The organism is Dyella flava, assembly GCF_016904955.1.
Classification (GTDB): Bacteria; Pseudomonadota; Gammaproteobacteria; order Xanthomonadales; family Rhodanobacteraceae; genus Dyella_B; species Dyella_B flava.
Genome location: NZ_JADIKE010000029.1, coordinates 13134 through 33385, shown reverse-complemented (window position 1 = coordinate 33385; position 20252 = coordinate 13134). Strand labels below are relative to the sequence as shown.

General features: G+C 62.7%; 16 protein-coding genes. 8 read left to right on the top strand and 8 right to left on the bottom strand.

Annotated features, from left to right (window positions below; translation table 11 throughout):
- Window positions 1-37: 37 nt before the first annotated feature.
- The 4 genes from ISP19_RS05060 (at window position 38) to ISP19_RS05045 (ending at window position 8370) form a co-directional block, all read left to right on the top strand.
- On the top strand, window positions 38-1507 hold the full coding sequence (locus ISP19_RS05060; RefSeq protein ID WP_204680268.1) for a CHASE3 domain-containing protein: 1470 nt from the start codon (window positions 38-40) through the stop codon (window positions 1505-1507).
- 5 nt (window positions 1508-1512) lie between these two features.
- Window positions 1513-3861 carry a hybrid sensor histidine kinase/response regulator gene (locus tag ISP19_RS05055; protein ID WP_204680267.1) on the top strand — a complete coding sequence of 783 codons (2349 nt, stop codon included), beginning with the start codon at window positions 1513-1515 and terminating at the stop codon, window positions 3859-3861.
- Window positions 3862-3957: 96 nt separating this feature from the next.
- Window positions 3958-5022: a chemotaxis-specific protein-glutamate methyltransferase CheB gene (gene cheB / locus ISP19_RS05050; protein ID WP_204680266.1), complete on the top strand. Its 1065-nt coding sequence runs from the start codon at window positions 3958-3960 to the stop codon at window positions 5020-5022.
- Between the two features lie 3 nt (window positions 5023-5025).
- On the top strand, window positions 5026-8370 hold the full coding sequence (locus ISP19_RS05045) for an EAL domain-containing protein (RefSeq protein WP_204680265.1): 3345 nt from the start codon (window positions 5026-5028) through the stop codon (window positions 8368-8370).
- 108 nt (window positions 8371-8478) lie between these two features.
- Here the strand turns inward: ISP19_RS05045 and ISP19_RS05040 are convergent, their stop codons facing one another.
- Window positions 8479-10536, bottom strand: a complete 2058-nt coding sequence (locus ISP19_RS05040; protein WP_204680264.1) for a M3 family metallopeptidase — start codon at window positions 10534-10536, stop codon at window positions 8479-8481.
- 111 nt (window positions 10537-10647) lie between these two features.
- On the opposite strand from ISP19_RS05040, the gene ISP19_RS05035 reads away from it, so the two are divergent.
- Entirely contained in the window at window positions 10648-12408 is a 1761-nt protein-coding gene (locus ISP19_RS05035) for a patatin-like phospholipase family protein (RefSeq protein WP_204680402.1), read from the top strand.
- Between the two features lie 35 nt (window positions 12409-12443).
- Window positions 12444-12977, top strand: coding sequence for a gamma carbonic anhydrase family protein (locus ISP19_RS05030; protein WP_204680263.1), 534 nt, complete (start codon window positions 12444-12446; stop codon window positions 12975-12977).
- A 3-nt stretch (window positions 12978-12980) separates the two neighbouring features.
- Here ISP19_RS05030 and ISP19_RS05025 read toward each other — a convergent pair whose 3' ends face one another.
- From ISP19_RS05025 to aroE, 5 genes are all read right to left on the bottom strand, one after another.
- Window positions 12981-13517 carry a hypothetical protein gene (locus ISP19_RS05025; RefSeq protein ID WP_204680262.1) on the bottom strand — a complete coding sequence of 179 codons (537 nt, stop codon included), beginning with the start codon at window positions 13515-13517 and terminating at the stop codon, window positions 12981-12983.
- 137 nt (window positions 13518-13654) lie between these two features.
- The gene (locus ISP19_RS05020; protein ID WP_204680261.1) at window positions 13655-13951 is read right to left on the bottom strand and encodes a hypothetical protein; all 297 of its coding nucleotides are present in this window, start codon (window positions 13949-13951) and stop codon (window positions 13655-13657) included.
- A 102-nt stretch (window positions 13952-14053) separates the two neighbouring features.
- Window positions 14054-15826, bottom strand: coding sequence for a peptide-N4-asparagine amidase (locus ISP19_RS05015; RefSeq protein WP_204680260.1), 1773 nt, complete (start codon window positions 15824-15826; stop codon window positions 14054-14056).
- An 88-nt stretch (window positions 15827-15914) separates the two neighbouring features.
- Entirely contained in the window at window positions 15915-16172 is a 258-nt protein-coding gene (locus tag ISP19_RS05010; RefSeq protein WP_204680259.1) for a YkgJ family cysteine cluster protein, read from the bottom strand.
- A 6-nt stretch (window positions 16173-16178) separates the two neighbouring features.
- Window positions 16179-17015, bottom strand: coding sequence for a shikimate dehydrogenase (aroE, locus tag ISP19_RS05005; protein ID WP_204680258.1), 837 nt, complete (start codon window positions 17013-17015; stop codon window positions 16179-16181).
- Between the two features lie 112 nt (window positions 17016-17127).
- Here aroE and ISP19_RS05000 point away from each other — a divergent pair, with 112 nt between their 5' ends.
- Complete coding sequence (locus ISP19_RS05000) at window positions 17128-17385, top strand: hypothetical protein (protein ID WP_204680257.1); 258 nt, start codon at window positions 17128-17130, stop codon at window positions 17383-17385.
- 184 nt (window positions 17386-17569) lie between these two features.
- Here ISP19_RS05000 and ISP19_RS04995 read toward each other — a convergent pair whose 3' ends face one another.
- Window positions 17570-19054 (bottom strand): RimK family protein, encoded by a 1485-nt coding sequence (locus ISP19_RS04995; protein WP_204680256.1) that lies wholly within the window; start codon window positions 19052-19054, stop codon window positions 17570-17572.
- A 274-nt stretch (window positions 19055-19328) separates the two neighbouring features.
- Between ISP19_RS04995 and ISP19_RS04990 the strand changes: the two genes are divergently transcribed.
- Window positions 19329-19805: a GNAT family N-acetyltransferase gene (locus tag ISP19_RS04990; protein ID WP_204680255.1), complete on the top strand. Its 477-nt coding sequence runs from the start codon at window positions 19329-19331 to the stop codon at window positions 19803-19805.
- Window positions 19806-19858: 53 nt separating this feature from the next.
- Here the strand turns inward: ISP19_RS04990 and ISP19_RS04985 are convergent, their stop codons facing one another.
- Window positions 19859-20137: a hypothetical protein gene (locus ISP19_RS04985; RefSeq protein ID WP_204680254.1), complete on the bottom strand. Its 279-nt coding sequence runs from the start codon at window positions 20135-20137 to the stop codon at window positions 19859-19861.
- Between the last annotated feature and the right edge of the window lie 115 nt (window positions 20138-20252).

The following is a 20252-nucleotide window of genomic DNA, read 5'->3' as shown; positions in this document are numbered from 1 at the left end:
CACGAGATCTTTCGTCTTGGCGAACGAGGGAGACGCTATGAAACTGACCGTGGGAATGAAGATCAGCGCTGGCTATGCCCTTGCGTTGTTGATCATTGTGGTGTTGGGCGCCGTTTCCTACCGCAATGCCAGCGGTTACATAGAGGCTGTGAAGCAGCGATCGCACGATTATCTGGTGATCGAAAATCTCGCCGGCGCATTGTCCTCGGTGCAGGATATGGAGACCGGACAGCGCGGCTACCTGATCGTGGGCGAAGATCGCTACCTGGAGCCGTACAACACGGGTAGCGCCAACGTTGCCAAATACTTGCAGAACCTGCGCGGCCTGCTCGACAGCAATGCGGACGAGCTGCAGGAGCTCGATCAATTGCAATCGCTGATAGCAGCGAAATCCGACGAGCTGAAGGAAACCATCACGCTGCGGCAGGCCCAGGGATTCGACGCGGCCGAGAAAGTCGTGGCGACGGACAAGGGCAAGAACACCATGGACAGCATCCGTACCGTGATCGGCGACATGTCACGCAAGGCGAGGGCGACGCTGGATCAACGCGACATCGAGGTCAACGCCAAATCCAGCGGCGCCATTTACAGCATCGCCTACGGTATACCGCTTGCCTGCCTGGTGCTGGCGCTCCTCGGCTTTTTGATCGTGCGCGCGATCACGCACGAATTGCGGGAAAGCATCGGCAGGCTGGCCTCCTCGGCGGCCGAGATTCTCGCCACCACCGCCCAGGTCGCGTCCAGCGCGGTGCAAACCGCCACTGCCGTCAGCGAAACCACCGCGACGGTGGAGGAGGTGAAGCAGACGGCCCAGTTGGCGAGCCAGAAAGCGCGTTATGTACAGGAAAGCGCGCAGAAGGCTTCCAGTGTTTCCGCCAGCGGCCGCGGTGCGGTGGGCGATACGGTGCAGGGCATGCACCGCATCCAGGAGCATATGGAATCGGTGGCCGAGAGCATCGTGCGCCTGAGCGAGCAGAGTCAGGCGATCGGCGAAATCATTGCCGCCGTCAACGGATTGGCCGAGCAATCCAACCTGCTGGCCGTCAACGCCGCGATCGAAGCGACCAAGGCCGGCGAGCAAGGCAAGGGTTTTGGTGTGGTGGCGCAGGAGATCAAGAACCTCGCCGAACAATCCAAGCAGGCTACCGCCCAGGTGCGCACGATTCTCGGCGATATCCAGAAAGCCACCAGCTCTGCCGTGCTCGCTACCGAGCAGAGCCACAAGGCGGTGGAAGCCGGCGTGAGGCAAAGCGGCGAGACGGGTGAATCCATCCGCCAGCTTGCAGAAAGCATCACCGAGGCGGCGCAGGCAGCAACGCAGATTGCCGTCTCCAGCCAGCAGCAGATGGTGGGCATGGATCAGGTGGTTGTGGCGATGGAAAGCATCAAGCAGGCCAGCAGCCAGAATGTTGCCGGTACCCGCCAGGCGGAAGTGGCTGCGCAAGGCCTGCACGAGCTGGGGCAACGGCTGGGCGAGTTGATCGGAAGCCGGCGCGCGGCGGTGTAACGAGCATGGCCTCACGCAACGACGGCAAGCAAGGCAACGGCCTGATGGAACGGTTGCTGGCAACCTTCCGGACTGAGGCCGATGAGCATCTTGGGTCGATGTCGTCGGGATTGATGGCGCTTGAGCAAACACCGCGGGGCGCGGCATCCAAAACGCTGATCGAAACGATCTTTCGCGATGCGCACAGCCTCAAGGGTGCAGCCAGGGCGGTGAACCTGGAGTCGATCGAAGCCGTATGCCAGTCGCTGGAAAGCGTATTCGCCGCGATAAAGGCCGAGCGGCTTGCCGTGACGCCTTCCCTGCTCAATGTGCTGCATGAATCGCTCGATGTCATCCGCCAGCTGCTGGCGATGGATTCGATGTCGCAGGGAAGGCGTCCACCGCTGGTGGCCAGCATGACCCGTCGCCTCGACGAGGCCTTGCAGGACATGTCCACCGACATGCACACGGTGCCGGAACCCATCGTCATGCACGCCGTAGCGGATCCGCCAGCAGTGCTGCCCAGCCTTGCACCTGAAACGGTACGCGTTTCCGTCGCCAAGCTGGACACCGTGATGCATCACGTGGAGGAGTTGCTGGCGCCACGCCTGGCCGCTGGCCAGCGCGCCCAGGAGCTGCGCGAGACCGCCACGATGTTTGCAACGTGGCGGAAGCAGCGCGTGCGCCTGCAGCCCGTATTGCGCCTGATCGAACGTGCGGCCCTGGCCGATTCGCGGCAGGCGCAACAGGCTGTCGGCCATCAGGACCAAGAACGCTATATCGCTACGGACAGTGCGTCGGGCAAGCGCCGTGAGCTGCCGCGGCTGCTCGAATATCTGGACAGTGAACAACTGCACATGAAGGTGCTGGAAGACCGCCTGGCCCAATTGTGCCGCGCTGCCGAACACGACCAGCGCACGCTGGCCAACATGGCCGACAGTCTGCTGCACGACTGCAAGGAGATGCAGCTGTTGCCGTTTTCATCGCTGCTGGAAGGCTTCCCCCGCTTTGTGCGCGAGCTGGCGCGCGAGCAAGGCAAGAACGCGGAACTGGTCTTGCAAGGCGGCGAGATCGAAATCGACCGACGCATCCTCGACGCGATAAAAGATCCGCTGATCCATCTGCTGCGCAACAGTATCGACCATGGGTTCGCCAAGCCGGCGGAGCGTGTTGCGAAGGGCAAATCGCCACAAGGCAGGATTATCGTGGCCGTTTCGCAGAAGGATAGCGGCAAGGTCGAAGTGCTGCTGGCGGATGATGGCGGCGGCATCGATACTGCCTCGGTGAAAGCCGCGGCGGGCCGACTCGGCACCCTCTCCGCGCAGGATGCCGAGCGCGTGGACGAGCAGGAAGCCCTGATGCTGATTTTCAAATCCGGCATCAGCACCAGCCCCATCATCACCGACGTCTCCGGACACGGACTTGGGCTGGCGATCGTGCGTGAAAAGGTTGAGCGCCTGGGTGGCAGCGTCGCCATCGAATCGCGTAGAGACGAGGGCACCACGTTCCGCATCGTGCTGCCACTGATGCTGGCCAATGTCCACGGTGTGATCGTTCGCGTGGGCGAGCAGCTCTTCGTGATTCCCGTCATCCATGTCGCACGTGTCGCGCGCGTCGTGCGTGGCGACGTGCGCACAGTGGAAAACCGCGAAACGATTGCGCTCGACGGAGAGGCCATTTCGTTGATACCGCTGAGTGACGTGCTGGAGCTGAAGCGCTCTCGCACGGACGACGCGCCAGCGGATGCGGTGTTGGTGGTGGTTGTCTCCATGGCGCGTACACGCATGGCGTTTCAAGTGGATGAAATCCTTGGCGAGCATGAAGTGCTGGTAAAACCCTTGGGCCGGCAACTTGCGCGCATCCGCAACGTCGCCGGCGCCTGTGTGTTGGGCACCGGCCGGGTCGTACTGGTGCTGAATGCATCGGATCTGCTCAAGTCGGCGGTAAAACATGCGACCGCACCGCGGCTGCCAGCGGATCGCGTGCCCGGCGAAAAGAGCGCGAAAACCGAAAAGCAGTCGATCCTGGTGGTCGAGGATTCCATCACCTCACGCTCCCTGCTCAAGGGCATTCTGGAGACGGCCGGTTATCGCGTCAGTACCGCCGTGGACGGTGTCGATGGATATACCACGCTGAGGACGGGCAACTTCGATCTGGTCGTTTCTGACGTGGAAATGCCGCGCATGGATGGTTTCGACCTTACCGCCAAACTGCGCGCCGACGAACACTTGATGAATCTTCCGGTGGTGTTGGTCACCGCGCTCGGTTCGCGCGAGGACCGTGAGCGCGGCATCGACGTGGGCGCCAATGCGTACATCGTGAAAAGCAGCTTCGACCAGAGCAATTTGCTGGAAGTCATTCGGAGGCTGGTGTGAATTTCTTGGCGGCATTCGGACCAGGCGGCGAAGCGGAGCACACCCGCTTTTCACTTTGCCGGGTCCCGATAGCAGTCACCCTATGAGGCCCATTCAGTGATCACCGTACTCATCGTCGAGGATTCGCCCGTGGTTCGCGAATTCCTGTCCTACGTGCTGGGTTCCGATCCCGGCATACGGGTGATCGCCACCGCACGCGATGGCGAGGAGGCGCTCGACGCGGTGCGCCGCTATCGGCCCGACGTGATCACGATGGATATCCACATGCCGAAAATGGATGGCCTGGAGGCCACGCGCCGCATCATGGAAACCATGCCGACACCCATCGTGATCGTCAGCGGCAGCCGCGACGGGCAGGAGGTGGCGACGACATTTCAGGCGCTGGAAGCCGGGGCTTTGACCGTGCATGCCAGGCCGAAGGGCATCGGTCACGCGCAGTATGAAACGACGGCGAGGGAACTGGTGCAGACGGTGAAGCTGATGGCCGAGGTAAAGCTGGTACGGCGCCGGCCGCATGCGCGCAACGGCGCGCTCGGGGTACATCCGGCGTCGGCCGGTTCGTGCACGCCCAGGCCGATACGGGTTGTGGCGATTGGTGCATCCACCGGTGGCCCGCCAGCGCTGCAAACCGTGCTCGCGGGCCTGTCGAAAGACTTTCCCGCACCGTTGCTGGTGGTGCAGCACATGACCTCCGGCTTCATCGGGGGATTCGCCGAATGGCTGGCTGAGGTAACCAGGCTGCCAGTGCACGTAGCTCGTCACGGCGATGCAATGCTGCCCGGTCACGTCTATGTGGCCCCCGACGACTACCAGATGAGAGTGGTGCATGGCGACGCGATCGTGCTCGCCGTGGACCCGCCCGAAGGCGGTTTGCGCCCCTCGGTGTCTTTTTTGTTTCGCTCAATCGCCGAGGTGTACGGCGGCGCTGCCATTGCCGGTCTGTTGAGCGGCATGGGGTGCGACGGCGCCGACGCCCTGCGCCTGCTGAAAGAAAGAGGCGCCGTCACGTTCGCTCAGGATGAGGCCAGTTCGGTCGTGCATGGCATGCCGGGCGCAGCGATTCGGCTGGATGCCGCAACCCATGTACTGGCCGCAGACAGAATTGCCGGCATGCTGATCGAAGTCGTCAAGCAACGCGGATGCAACAACCGTGGAGTGTGATCCATGACAAGCAACCGAGCCAAACACCACGGCGTCGAAATACTGATTGCCGAAGACAGCCCCACCCAGGCAGAAAGGGTGCGCTATACGCTGGAGGAAAACGGCTTTGCGGTGACCATCACCGGCAATGGCAAGCAGGCGCTGAAGGCGGCTCGCCAGCGCAAGCCCGCTTTGATCATCAGCGACGTGATGATGCCGGAGATGGACGGCTTCACGCTGTGCAGCGAACTCAGGCGCGACGAGCAATTGCAGCACATCCCCGTAATTCTGCTCACCACGCTGTCCGACGTATCGGACATCATGTGCGGACTGAAATGCGGCGCCGACAATTTCATCCGCAAACCCTATGAGGACAGCTACCTGCTGGCGCGCGTCGACTATCTGCTGATGACCAATGAGCTGCGCAGAAGCCAAAAGATCAACATGGGTGTGGAAATCTACCTGGGCGGCGAAAAGCACTTCATTACCGCCGAGCGGCAGCAGATCGTGGATCTGCTCATCTCCGTCTACGAAGAGGCGGTGCACCTTAGCTCGGCATTGAGGGTGCGCGAGCGCGAACTGACCGATTCCAATTGCACCCTGGCCGGCCTCTATCACGTAGCCGAGGGGCTGAATGGTGCGATGAGCGAGCGCGAGGTGTGCGAGCGGGCGCTGGAAAACGCGATGTTTCTGCCAGGCGTACAGGCTGGGTGGATCTATTTGTTGAACGACGATAAAACGTTCCGCCTTGGCGCGACGCGCAATCTGCCGCAGCCCTTGCTGAACACCTGCGCCACGCGCGACATGTGCGAATGCCAGCGCCGGTTCCTTGACCGCAACCAGGATTGCCCCACCAACATGCAGGCCTGCGAACGCTTGGCGCAGGCGGGGGGTAACGGTCAATGCCATGCCATCGTGCCGTTGTGGAGCGGCGGCGAGAACCTGGGTATTTTGAATCTGGCCGCTGCGGAGCCGGAGCCGTTCAAGGACAGCGAGCTGGGAACGTTTAACGGCCTCGGACACCAAGTAGCGATTGCACTGGAGCGCGCCAATCTGCACGAGCATCTGGAGCGGCTGGTTGAGGAGCGTACCGCCGCGCTTACCGCCGAGGTTGCCGAGCGCAAGCGCGCGGAGCTGCGCTTTCACAATCTTTTCGAGTATGCGCCGGATGCGGTAGTGATGATCGGCACGGACGGCAACATCGCGCTGGTAAACCGCCAGGCCGAATCGATGTTTGCCTACCCGCGAGCGGAACTGTTGGGCAAGCCGGTCGAGAAGCTTCTGCCGGATATCCTGCAGCAAGCCCATATGGATTTGGCGAAGAGAAACATGCCGCGCGCAATGGGCGCAGGAAGCACCGATCTGCTTGGCGTTCGCAAGGATGGTACGCGATTCCCCGTGGACATCAGTCTTAGCCCATTGGAAGCCGATGGCAGCCCCATGGCCGCCGTGGCCGTGCGCGACGTGACCGAACGCAAGGAGGCCGAGCGAAAGATCGCCCGTCTCAATCGCCTTTATGCCGTGCTCAGCGGCATCAATACGACCATCGTGCGTGTGCATGAGCGCAAGCGGTTGTTCGAGCGTGCCTGCCGCATTGCCGTGGAACTTGGCAAATTCAGCCTGGCTTGGGTGGGCATGTTCGACGCCAATACCTGGACGGTCACGCCAGTGGTGTGCGAAGGGCATGAAGATGGGTGCCGGTTCGTACTCGATCTCAGCGCAGCGAAGGATTCCTCAGCGCAGGATTTGTCTCGCGTGCATGCGTTGCTGCAAAAGCAACCGGTGATCTGCAACAACCTGGCCTCGAAGGAAAGCCTGCTGCCCCTGGGAGTGGAGGCATGGGCGCGAGGTTATCGATCCTCGGCGATGTTTCCCCTGCTGATGCAGGGTGCATTCGTGGGTGTGTTGGGGTTCTATGCGTCGGAAGCGCACGTATTCGATGCGCAGGAGAAGCGCCTGCTGACGGAGATCGCGCATGACATCTCGTTTGCGATGAGCCACCTGCAAAACAAGGATCGACTCAATTATCTGGCCTTTTACGATGCCGTGACGGACCTGCCCAACCGCATGCTGTTCCTCGATCGCGTCGGCCAGAAGGTCAAGGCCGCACGGCACGAGCGCAAGCGCTTTTCCGTGATCATGTTTGATCTGATCCGTTTCAGCCGGGTCAACGAAAGCCTCGGCCGGCAGGCCGGCGACGACTTGTTGCGTGAGTTCACGCGGCGCGTGCAGGAAGTGCTGGGTGAAACGGACGTGCTGGCGCGCTTTTCCGCGGATACGTTCGGCCTCGCCACGCACTATGACGATGAGGGTGTCACCGTCATGCAACTGCTGGACGAAGTGTTTTCGGTCATCCAAAGCCAGCCATTTCAGATCGGTGGCCAGGAACTGAGCATGTCGGTCAGGGCCGGGGTGGCGTCCTATCCGACGGATGGCATGGACGCGGACGCGCTTTGGGACAATGCCGAGTCGGCACTCAAGAATGCGCAGGTTTCCGGCAACAAATATATGTTCTACGCACCGTCGTTCAATGTGATGGTGACCAAGAAGCTGTCGCTGGAAAGCAAATTGCGCCGCGCCGTGGAGCACGAGCAGTTGGTGCTGCATTACCAGCCCGCGATAGACATCCAGACCGGTCGTATCAATGGCCTGGAAGCGCTCATCCGCTGGGAGGATCCTGACCACGGCCTGGTGTTGCCGCTGAGTTTCATTCCCTTGCTGGAGGAGACGGGAATGATCATGCAGGTAGGCGAGTGGGCGCTGAAGAAAGCGGTGTCCGATGCCGTGGCATGGCAGGCGAAAGGCTTTGGACCGATGAAGGTTGCGGTGAATGTCTCGACGGTGCAACTGCACGACCGCGGCTTCGTGGGCTTGATCGAGCATGTAGTTAAGGACAACGGCGACGTGGCCTACGCGCTGGAGCTTGAGATCACCGAAAGCCTGGTGATGAAGGACATCGTATCGAATATCCAAAAGCTGCGGGTGATTCGGCAAATGGGTGTGTCGGTGGCGATCGATGATTTCGGCACCGGCTATTCCTCGCTCAGCTATATCGCCAAGCTGCCCGCCAATACGCTGAAGATCGATCGCATGTTCGTTATGAATATGGCCAGCAGCGCTGAAGACCAGAGCATCGTGTCGACGATCATTTCACTGGCGCACTCGCTGGACATGCGCGTCGTGGCCGAAGGCGTGGAAACCGATGAACAGGCGCGCCTGCTGCGCATGCTCAAGTGCGATGAAGTCCAGGGGTTCCTGTACAGTCCCGCCGTGCCTGCGCAGGAGGTCGAGGCGCTGCTGTTCGAGCACAGGACGCTGCTGCCTGGAGGCATCGAGCAGGCGCCGAGCAATTCGAGGCGGTTGACATGATGCCGCTCCCTCCCCGGCGTGCCGGGGAGGGATGGTGTTCCCGCGCAACCGGATTTCACCACGTTCCCCGGACAGCTACGCGTCTTCACCGGAGACCAACAAGAACCGTCACATCAACCCGTGACTGCGCAGCAATGCTTCCGGCTCAGGTTTGCGACCGCGGAAGGCGACAAAACTCTCCAACGCGGGGCGGCTGGCGCCGACCGCCAGGATCTCGCGGCGGAAGCGGTCGCCGGTGTCGGCGTGGATCACGCTGCGACCATCCGCGGCCTGCTCTTCGAAGGCGCCAAAAGCATCTGCACTGAGCAATTCCGCCCACAAGTAGCTGTAATAACCGGCGGCATAGCCGCCCGCGAAGATGTGGCTGAACGCTTGCGGGAAACGCTGCCAGGCCGGTGGATGCAATACGGCGACTTCGTGGCGCGCCTCCTCCAGCACCTCCAGCGTGCGCGCACCCTTGGCCGGGTCGTATTCCAGGTGCAGCAGGAAGTCGAACAAGGCGAATTCGAGCTGGCGCACCAGGAACAGGCCGGCGTGGAAATGCCGGGCCGCGAGCATGCGCTGGAACAATTCCTCGGGCAGGCGTTCGCCACTTTCCCAGTGCCTGGCGAACAGATCCAGCGCCTCGCGGTTCCAGCCGAAGTTCTCCATGAACTGACTGGGCAATTCCACCGCGTCCCATTCCACACCGTCGATGCCACCCACGGAAGGCAGCGGCACTTCGGTCAACAGGTGATGGAAGCCGTGGCCGAATTCATGGAACAAGGTGAGCACGTCGTCGTGCGTGAGCAGAGCCGGACGGCCTTCGGTCGGCGGCGCGAAATTGCAGGTGAGGAAAGCCACCGGCACCTGCGTGTGAGCGCCATCGTCGAAGCGGGCGCGGCAGACGTCCATCCACGCACCGCCGCGTTTGCCGCTGCGTGCGTAGAGATCGATATACGCACCGGCAAAGACGCGTCCGTGCTTGTCGGTGACATCGTAGTAGCGCACATTCGGATGCCAGACATCGACGTTGTCGCGCGGCGTAAGGCTGATGCCATAGAGCCGGTGCACCAGGCCGAACAAGCCATCAATGACCGCCGGCAAGGGGAAATACGGCTTGAGTTGCTCTTCGTCCAGCGCGTACTGCTTCTGGCGCAGTTTTTCCGAAGCGTAGGCAACGTCCCAGGCTTCAAGGTTGTCAATCTGCAGTTCGTTTGAAGCGAAGTCGCGCAGCGTGGCCAGTTCTTTTTGCGCAACCGGTTTGGCGCGCGCGGCCAGGTCGCGCAGGAACGCCAACACGTCGGCGGGCGCGCTCGCCATCTTGGTCGCCAGCGATTCTTCCGCCGCATTCGCGAAACCGAGCAGCCGCGCCGCTTCATGACGCAAGGCCATGATGCGTTCGATGCGCGCGCTGTTGTCGTACTTGCCCGCATGCGGGCCTTGATCGGACGCACGCGTCTGATAGGCCCAATAGACGCGCTCGCGCAGACCACGGTTGTCGGCGTAGGTCATCACCGCCTGCACGCTGGGCTGCTTGAGCGTCACCAGGTAGCCGTCCATGCCCTGCTCTTTGGCGTACTGGCGCAGCACAGCGCGGCCGGATTCGGGAATGCCGGCCAGATCGCGTTCGTCGGTAATGCGCTCATGCCAGGCGTCGGTGGCGTCGAGCACCGCATTGGAAAATTCGGTGGACAGCTTGCTCAGCTCCACGCCGATTTCGCGGAAACGCGAGCGTGCCGGTTCTTCCAGCGCCACGCCGGAGAGCTTGAAATCACGCAGCGCATGTTCGACCAGCGCACGCTGCGCGCTGGACAGACGGGCGAAGTCCGGCGCGTCGGCCACCGCCTGCACGGCGGCGTAAAGATCGCGATTCTGCCCCACTTCCAGCGCATGATCGGTGAGCTTTTCCTCCGCCGGGCCATAGACCTTGCGCAGCGCTTCGCTGTCGGCCACCGAATGCAGATGCGAAACCGGTGACCAGGCATGCGCAATGCGCTGTTCCAGGCGCTCCTGCGGCAGCATCACCGAGGCGAAATCACGGGGGCCGCCCTCGGCCGTCAACGCGGCAATGCCGGCGCGGCTGTCGGCCAGCAGGGCGTCGATGGCCGGGGTTACATCCTCGGGTTTGATCTGCGAAAACGCCGGCAGGTCGGCATCCGCCAGCAAGGGATTGTTATGGCTCATGGGCAAACTCCTTCAGGTCTCACAGCGTGCTGGCGGCGGGTACCGAAATCAAGGCGCTGAGCGGCTTTATGACACGCACGGTGTCATCGCCGGCGTCGTACCATCGTGCGCATGCTGCCTGCCGATGTCGCCGCCTTGCTCGGTCGCACTCCCCTTTTTGCGCATATGAACGATGCGCAACGCACCGCGCTGCTCGGAAACCTGCGCTGGATCTGCCTGCCCGGCGGCCAGCACCTGTTCAAGACGGGCGAGGTGGCCGATGCACTGTACGTGCTGCGCAGCGGCAGCCTGGGAGTGTTCGATGGCGCCACCGACCTGGTCCGCCAGGTCTCGGCCGATGACAGCGTGGGCGAGATCAGCCTGCTCAGCGGCGAACCGTTCCGTTACAACGTGCGCGCCCTGCGCGATTCGGAATTGCTGCGGCTGGATCGCAGCCTGTTCGAGCATCTGATCGAGCGCCAGCCGCGCGCCATGCTTGAAGTGGCGCGGCAGGCCATGGATCGCCTGCTGCGCCGCGAACGCCACGTCGAACCACCCGACAAGCCCCGTACGTTTGCGATCCTACCGGTCGACAACAACGTGCCCGTGCGCGGCTTGGCCATGCAGCTGGCAAAGGCATTGGAAGCCTATGGCAGTTGCCTGGTGATCGATGCCGAGCATGGCGCCGACCGCGGCAGCGACTGGTTCGCCGAGCGCGAGGCGCAGGTGCGCTTTGTGATCTATCTGGACAGCACCGGCGATGTGTCATGGCGTCTGCGCTGCCTGCGCCAGGCCGATGTACTGCTGCTGCCCGCGCTCGCCGCGCAGCCTGCGAAACCCTGGCCGGAAGCGGCGCCCGGGCACCCGGCGCGGGTGCGGCACCGGCCGCGCCATCTGCTGCTGATCCATCCCGCGCACCGGGTGCTGCCCGGTGCCGCACGGCGCTGGCGCGGCGAATTCAGCGGCGAATTGCAGCATCACCATATTTGCGGCGAAGGCGATATTCCGCGCATCGCTCGGCTGATCAGCGGCCACGCGCGCGGCCTGGTGCTAGCCGGTGGCGGCGCGCGCGGCCTGGCCCACCTGGGTGCGTTGCGCGCCCTGCGCGAAGCCGGTCATGACTTTGATGCCATCGGCGGCACCAGCATCGGCGCCATCATCGGCGCGGGCGTCGCCAATATGTGGAGCATCGACGACATGATGCGCATCTATTACGAGGCCTTCGTGCGCGGCAAGCCACTGTCGGACTGGACCTTGCCGTTCGTCGCGCTGACCCGCGGACGCCGCGCGGCGATCATGTTGCGGCGGGCGTTCGGTGCGATCGATATCGAGGATCTCGAGCGGCCGTTCTTCTGCGTCTCCACCAATCTGTCCGGCCAGGGCAGGGTGGTGCACCGGCACGGACCGCTCTGGTTGTGGTTGCGCGCGAGCAGTTCGATTCCCGGCATCCTGCCGCCGGTGCTGCATCACGGGCATGTGTATGTCGACGGGGCGCTGGTCGACAACCTGCCGACCGACGTGATGGCCGAAGACGGTATCGCGCACATCACCGCGGTGGCGATCCGCGCGGATATCGCATTGCTCGCCAAGACCGAGGAATTCGCCACGCCGCCGTGGTGGCGGCTATGGATGCGCCAGCGCCGTGGCCTCGGCTGGCCGGGCATCGTCTCCACCCTGACGCGCGCGGCGATGGTCAACAGCGAGGAGACCAGCCTGCACTGCATCGAGCGGGCGGACCTGCTGATCAACCCGCCGCTGGAGCACGTCAGCATGCTGGACTGGAAGGACTGGCAGCTGGCGGTGGACGCCGGCTATCAGGAGACGCTGCGCGTGCTGGAAGCCCGCGAACAAGGCCGGCTTTCCGATGACGATGATCTTGCGGTTTCCGGCTGAGGCGATACCTGGGAGTGTTGCCTTAAACTATGCGGATGAATCATTTGCGTAGTTTCAAGGGCATTTCGCCCACCTTGGGTGCCCGCACCTATGTCGATCCGGCTGCTACGGTGATCGGCGATGTGGTGCTGGGCGATGATGTTTCGATCTGGCCGGGCGCGATCCTGCGCGGCGATGTGCACCATATCCGCATCGGCGCACGCAGCAATGTGCAGGATGGCAGCGTGGTGCACGTCACGCATGATGGCCCGTATTCTCCCGGCGGTTTTCCGACCATCGTGGGCGAAGGCGTGACCATCGGCCACGCGGCGGTGATCCATGCCTGCACCATCGAGGATTACTGCCTGATCGGCATGCACGCCACCGTGCTGGATGGCGCAGTGATCAAGAAATACGGTTTCGTCGGCGCAGGCAGCGTGGTGCCGCCAGGCAAGGTCGTGGGTGAGCGTGAGCTATGGCTGGGCAATCCTGCCCAGCGCGTACGCGTGCTTACCGACAAGCAGATCGAGCAGCTGCATTACTCGGCGGATCACTACGTGCGGCTGAAAGACGTTTACCTGGCCGGATAACGTTTACTGGGCCGGATAAACCCAGTTCGCCGGCCCGCCGGCAGCCTGCGCCGCCTGGATACGCGCCGCTTCGGCTTCATGCTGACGGCGCTCGATCACGCGTTGCGCATCCAGCACGCCGCCGAGCAAGGCGAGCTTGTAGTTGTGCGGGTCATACATGCGCAACAGCGACAGCTCGCGCTGCGCCTCGTCGAGATCGCCACCATTGATGGTCGCTTCCACCGTGTCGCAGGCTGGCTTGAAGACTTCCTTCAGGCGCTCCACGGCGACCTGGTTGTTCGGATCAGCCTGCAGCACGCTGAAGTAGAACTCGTAGACGTTGCTGCCGACCGGCGCCACCAGATGCTTGTCGTGATAAGCCTGGTCCGCCAGCCCCATCAGGATGCCGACGTCGCTGCCATCGTTGGCGGTGTGACCGGTAGGCCTTTGGATCGAGGCGTGGGCATACCAGAATCCGCCGCCGACAATTGCCACGACCGCGACCAACGCACCGAACAACAAGCCGCGCCGATGCGGCGCAGTGGAAAGGGAAGAAAGCATGTTGACCTGGCGCTGACGTTGCTTTGAGTTGCCGCCGCCCTTGGGCAGACAGGGCGGCCCCGCTGTCGTGTCAGGTTAACCTTACAAAATGTCAGCAAAATGACTTAGCCTGTCGAATATGACAGGTACGTCATCGGTCAGTGGAAATCGCCACCGATGATGTGGCCGTCCTTGTCCAGCTGCGGGAAGAAGCGCGTGTTGTCGTAACGGATATCCAGCGAGCTGATCGCGCCCGGCATCATCAGCTGCACGCCCGGATACATCTTCTTGAACTGGTCAGCCGTCGGATGCGTGGCGATGAAGTTTTCGAACGGACCCATCAGGACCACACCGCCCTTCTCCACCTTCGTTCCATCCGGACGGGTGGCGTGATGGCAGCCGGCAAGCGCGACGGTCACGCCAAGGATGGAAAGGGCAAGCAAACGGGTACGCATCGGTAAAGACTCCATGGAGCGTGGTGCTCTCTGTCATATACCGACAAAACTAGCATGCCGGCACCCCCTCGGACCATCCGAGGAGGTGCCGGTTCCCGCCCGTTACCAGCTCAGCGGGCCGTCGCCCTGATAGGGCGAGCCGTCCGGATGGGTAAACCACAGCACCCGGTTTTGCCGGCCGGGGCAACCCTGGCCGCTGCTGTAGGCAGTCACTACGTTGTTGGCGGAACTGACGCTGCCGCTATAGCAGCCGCCCAGCGAATCACCGAACGCAAAAGTTTGCGTGGCCTGCTGGCCGCTGTGGCTGACGATGCTGTACGAGGGCGTCACCACCAAGGTGTCAGAGCCATCGATATGGTTATCCACATGGGCCGCGTACAGCGTGAGGCCGCCCAGGCCTTCCTCGGTATGCTGCCGATAGCCCTGGCGGACCTTGGTGAAGATTGAATAGTTGCCGTCGGACAGCGTGCTCTGGTCCGACTCCACATAGAGCGGATAGCGGAAGCTTGCGGTGAACTCGCCCACCACGGCCTGCCCCAGTTTGCTTTGGCTCACGCCCTGCACCGTGGTGAGCTGATCGGTGATTTGATCGTAGATGCTGGCCGTGATGTTGAAGCTTTCGGTATTAGTAAACGCCACCGTCTGGTCCACCGTGGTCGTCACACGACCATGCGAGGTGTCGGCATAGCCTTCGATGATGAAGTGGCGGCTGAGGCTGGTGGTGACTCCGCCGGTGACATCGCCCGCGGCATTCTGGCTCAAGGTGCTGCTGATCGTGGGTGTCGGCGGTTGATTGGCCAAGGTATTGCGCGTGACTTGTCCGCTCACTTGCTGGGCGTGGTGATCTTCATACACGAGCAACGCCGCCGTGGCGGAGAAGTAGCTGTCCGCGCCCTCCACGCTCACCGCCACGGTATGCGGCGAGCCATTGCTGAGCACGCCCGCGAAAGGCGTCAGGTCCACACGATAAGGGATGAAATTCAACGTCTGCACACCGGGTGTCGGCTTCCAGATAAACAGATCGATGCCGCCGGTATAGATCCACGGATACACCGGCGCCACGCCCGCCGGCTGGCCATCGATGCTGACCTCCGCTTCACGGAAATTGCCGTTGTTGCATTCGCCGGTTTCGGCTGCGTACTGCGGCGGCACACAGGTGTACCAGAACTCGTCATTGCTCTGGCTCTGCGTGAACACATCCAGATAAGCCCGCTCCACGTTGCGTGGCAGGTTCAGCGTTGCGGCCAGCTGACTGCTGGAATCGTTCAAGGCAACCGTGCTGCCGATCGGGTCACTGCCCAACGGATACACCGCATCGGGTGCGTTCGCCGCCGGCGCGCGGGCACTAGCTGGATAAAACAGCAAACGCGCGCTGCCATGTAGCACGCCGGTGTAAGTGCTATTGACGGTATTGCCGATGAACACCTGGCCCTGGCCGGCGTTGCTGAGCAAGGCGCTGTAATCGGTCAGGTCACGCTCCACATGCCAGCTCGGCGACAGCGTGGAGGAAGGCTCCTGCGTGGTGCCGAAATAGAGGTTCACGCCCGCCAGGAAAATCGTCGCGGTGCGGTCGTACTGAACACCGGCCGTGACCGAAAAATCCCCCTCCAGTACCACCTTGGCCCAATGCGTGCCGCAACCGGTCGGCGGCGTATAGCTGAAAGGCTGCGGGCTGTAATTGTCGAAGCTGTCGTTGCTGAAAAGCTGCACCACGCACGGCTGGCCCGCAGGTCGCGGCACAGTGGGATCGGCGACCGTCACATTGGCCGTACCGACGGGACTGCTGTTACCCGGCGCCGCTTGCGCAACACCGGCAAGAAACAAGGAAAACCCGGCCGCAGCCAGGACACGACGGAAACTCCCCTCAGGCAACATGACGCAACTCCCCGCGGATGATGCCCCCTGTCCGCCCACGCTGGCACGGGCGCAAATTTAGAGGGGTTAAATCGCGGCGACGTAGATTTCACGTTGTGCGGGTCGTCGCTTCCAGCTGCGTCAACCAGCGCATGGCGTGCTCGCGATCGGACCCGCACATGGCCGGCTCGGGTCGCAGGCTGGCGCACACCGCCGGACGGCGCGGATCGCCGAAGATGGCGCAACGATTGTCATCCGTGAGCTGGATGCAACGCATGCCCGCCGGCTTGCCGTTGGGCATGCCGGGGATCGGCGAGCTGATCGAAGGCGCGATGCAACACGCGCCGCATCCAGGCCGGCAATGCATGACCACTCAGGCGATGTGCGCTTTGAGCTGCTGGTACACCGGTTCGGTATCCGGTCGCTTGTGGTGCCACAACTCGAATGCATCGGCGGCCTGTTCCACCAGCATGCCCAGGCCGTCGTAGGCGTGAAGAGCACCTGCAGCGCGCGCCCAGGCAAGAAAGCTGAAAGCGGATTTGCCATAGCCCAGGTCGTAGCAGACCGCACGCGCGCCGGCCAGTGCGAACGGCAGTGTCAGCGACTGGCCCAAGGTGCCCGCGGAGGTGGCGTTGACGATCAGGTCGAAGCAGCCGATGTTGCCGAGGTCTTCCCAATAACGCGTATGCACGCGTGCCGGTTCGCCGATCGCATCGGCCACGACATCCGCCGCTTGTGGCGAGCGGTTGACGATGGTGAGCGTTTGCACGCCCGCTTCGAACAACGACCAGGCCACCGCGCGCGCAGCACCGCCTGCGCCAAGCAGCAGTGCATCGTGGCCGCGCAGATCCAGATCATGACGATCCGTAAGGTCGCGAACCAGGCCCGCACCATCGGTGTTATGCGCCACCAGGCGGCCGTCGGCCTGGCGCGTAAGCACATTGGCGGTGCCGACGTGGGTGGCGGCCTGGGTGCGTTCGTCGGCCAAGGCATAGGCGGCGGCCTTGTGCGGCAGGGTGACGTTCGCGCCACGTCCGCCTTCCTGCTCAAAGAACCGCTTCACCGCTTCGGCGAACGTGTCCGCTGGCGCATCGATGGTGCGGTAGTCGAGCGCGATGCCGAATTGCTGCGCGAACGCCTGGTGAATCAGTGGCGAGAGGCTATGCGAGATCGGATGGCCGAAAACGGCGAATTGAGGGTGGCGGGACATGCTCGGGGCTCCTTGCGCTGGATGGTGATTTTACGGTGCGTGTCTGTTCCGATCGCAAGCTATGAGATCACCGGCCGGCAAGCTTCACCCATCGCCCGTTCCGGAGTTTTCCATGCGCCCGCAGGTTACTGATTCCGATCGTCATTCCCGGCTGCTGGCCGCGTCCCTGCTCTGGCTGCTCGCCGGCAGCGTATTGCTCGCGACCACCCTGGTGCCCGCCCACACCCGCTTGCTCGGCTGGGCACCAATGTTCTGGCTGCTATGTGCCCCGCTGGCCGTGGCACTCACCCTGGAACCCAATCTGCTGCGCCAGTTGCTGGCCGCGTGCCGCCCGCGCCGCCGCAACGTATCACGCCTGCTCTGGCACTGAATTCCGCTTGGCAGTGGAGCAAGGTGCGGCCGGAGCGCCGCATCGATGTAGGCCCGCCGGTCAGGTCAGGGATGTGGTCGCTGGCCGGCGTTTTTTTAAGTAGAGAGTGGAGAGGAGTAAGAAGTAAGAGAAGAGCCGGTTGCTACTCGCTTTTCTCTCACTTCTCACTCCTCTCCACTCTCTCTTAGCTGTTAATGCCTAAGCGTTTGCGCTCCATGCGCCGCAGAAATTCCTGCATGATGCGGCGATAAAGGTCTTCACCCAGATAGTCGTCTTCCACGCCGGCATCGATGGACGGATTGTCGTTCACTTCGATGATGACGGCTTTGTCGCCGACCTGCTTGAGGTCCACGCCATACAGGCCGTCGCCGATCGCGCTGGTGGCTTTAAGCGCGAGCTTGACTACTTCGGCGGGTGCGTCGCGGATCGGGATCGTTTCGGAGTTGCCGGTTTTCGCCGCGCCTTTGGCACCGTGGTTGTAGATCTGCCAGTGGCCGCGCGACATGTAGTACTTGCACGCATACAGCGGTTCGCGGTTGAGCACACCGATGCGCCAATCGAATTCCGTGGCAACGAATTCCTGCACCAGCAGCAAAGCACTGTGCTGGAACAGTTCGCTGGTGGCTTTTTCGAGTTCGTCCTCGCTTTCCACCTTGACCACGCCACGCGAGAACGAACCGTCGGGAATCTTCAGCACCAGCGGATAGCCGAGCTTGGCGGCGACGTCCCTCAGGCCCTTGGTGTCGTCGCGATACAGAATCTCTGTGCGCGGCACGGCGAGCTTGCGTGACACCATCAGATCGTTGAGAAAGATCTTGTTGGTACAGCGCAGGATCGAACTGGGGTCGTCCATCACCACCATGCCTTCGCGTTCGGCGCGATGCGCGAAGCTGTAGGTGTGGTTGTCGCTGGCGGTGGTTTCGCGGATGAACAGGCCGTCGTATTCGGCCAGGCGCTGGTAATCGTTCTTGCCGATCTGATCGACTTCGATGCCCAATTCCTTGCCGGCTTTGACGAAGTGCTTCAAGGCCTGCTTGTTGGAAGGCGGCATGGCTTCGTTCTGATCCACCAGCATCGCCAGGTCGTAGCGATACAGCCGCCTTGCGCGAGGCTTACGCCACAGCTTTTTCGAGAAGCGATCGAGCTCGGCGGCGAAGGCGTCTTCCTGCGCATCGTCCAGCGTGTGCAGGCCTACCGGCTTTACCGACGAAATCTGCCACACGCGCTCGCGTTCGAACTCGATGCGCAACAGCGGACAGGGGTACATTTCAAATACCTGCCGCGCCAGATCCTGCAAGGCGGGATAGGCGGTCTCGCCGAAATAGACCAGCGTGCCGAAATCCGTGGTGTCGCGTCCGCCCGCGGGCAGGAAGTGCGTGAGCTTGGCGTTGAGGTCGTCAATGGCGATGCCGTAGAGCGAGCGCCGGCGCAAGTCGTTCACCGTGCGCACGGAAGGCATCACGCGATGCCCGCGTGCTTCGGCCAGCAGCGACACGTAATAGCCCGTGCCCAGGTATTTGTAGCTGCGGCACAGGTTGATCACGTGGGTGCGTTCGTCGTCGCCGCCGACCGGTTCGCGCAGATAGTCCATCGCGGTGACCACGTCGACGGATGGATAGTAGGAGCCCCAGTCGGAAGCTTTCTCGACGACGATGACGAGTCGGGTCATGACACCTCGGAGGAACAGCAGGAGGGACGTCGTCGCGTAGGGGAACGAGGCGGCGCAGCGCAAGGGCGCAGTGTCTTGCACCTCGGCGGGGTACACAAGGGTGTGCACTGAAGCAAGAATAAACGCAGGGCCCGCCACCGGCCTGAGCGGTACTCCAGCACGCCCACAGCGGGATGCTTTCCAGCGCACTCTGCACTACAGTGCCGCCCTTACTCGACCCCCACTGTGACCAGCGCCAGCCCGAGCACCGGCGCGTTTGACGAGAGCCCCGTTGATGACCCCATCGCCAGCCACCGCAGCCGTGCGGGTGCGCCGAGCCGAACTTTCCGATCTCGATGATCTGGTCGCGCTGGAGCAAGCTACATTCGACAGTGACCAGGTGAGTCGCGCGCAATTCCGCCGCCATCTGGATAGCGATTCGGCGCGCGTGCTGGTGGCCAGCGCCAATCATCGCCGCTTCCTTGGCACGGCCCTGGTGTTCTTTCGCAAAGGCAGCCGCGTGGCGCGGCTGTATTCCATCGCCAGCCTGCCCGAGGCTCGCGGCAAGGGCGTGGGCACGGCGTTGATCGAGGCGGCCGAGGCCGCAGCGCGCCAACGCCGCTGCCAGGCCTTACGCCTGGAGGTCCGCCCCGATAACGATGCCGCCATCCGCCTGTATCAGCGGCTGGGTTACCACCGCTTCGGCCCGGTGGTGAAGGGTTTCTACGAGGACGGCGCGGACGCCTATCGCTACGAGAAGATCTTGAAGTGATCAAACGAGAAGGGCCTCCGGATGGAGGCCCTTCCCGCTTCTGCACGCACCACTCAGTGGTTGGCGTTGGAGACTTCGGCAGCCTGCTTCAGTTCCTGATTGGCCTGATCGAGCAGTTCCTTCGCCTTCTGGGCGTGGCCGCCCAGATCGAACTCATTGGCTTGCTGGGCGGCGACGATGCTCTTGTAGGCCGCATCGGTCTGGTGCTGCGCGCGGGCCAGGTTCGGGTGACGCTTGGCGCTGATGTCGCGTACGGGCTGTTGCTGCGCCATCGCCGCGGTGGCAACGAAGGCAAGGCCGGACATCATCACGATCGATGCAAAGCGTTTCATGCTTGTCTCCCCTTCTTGTCTGCAGAGCAGGTTAATGGTCGGCCGAATCTAGCATTGCGCCATGACAAATGAAGACCAGGGATTTCTTGCGATGGTGCAGGATGAGGCGAGCCGC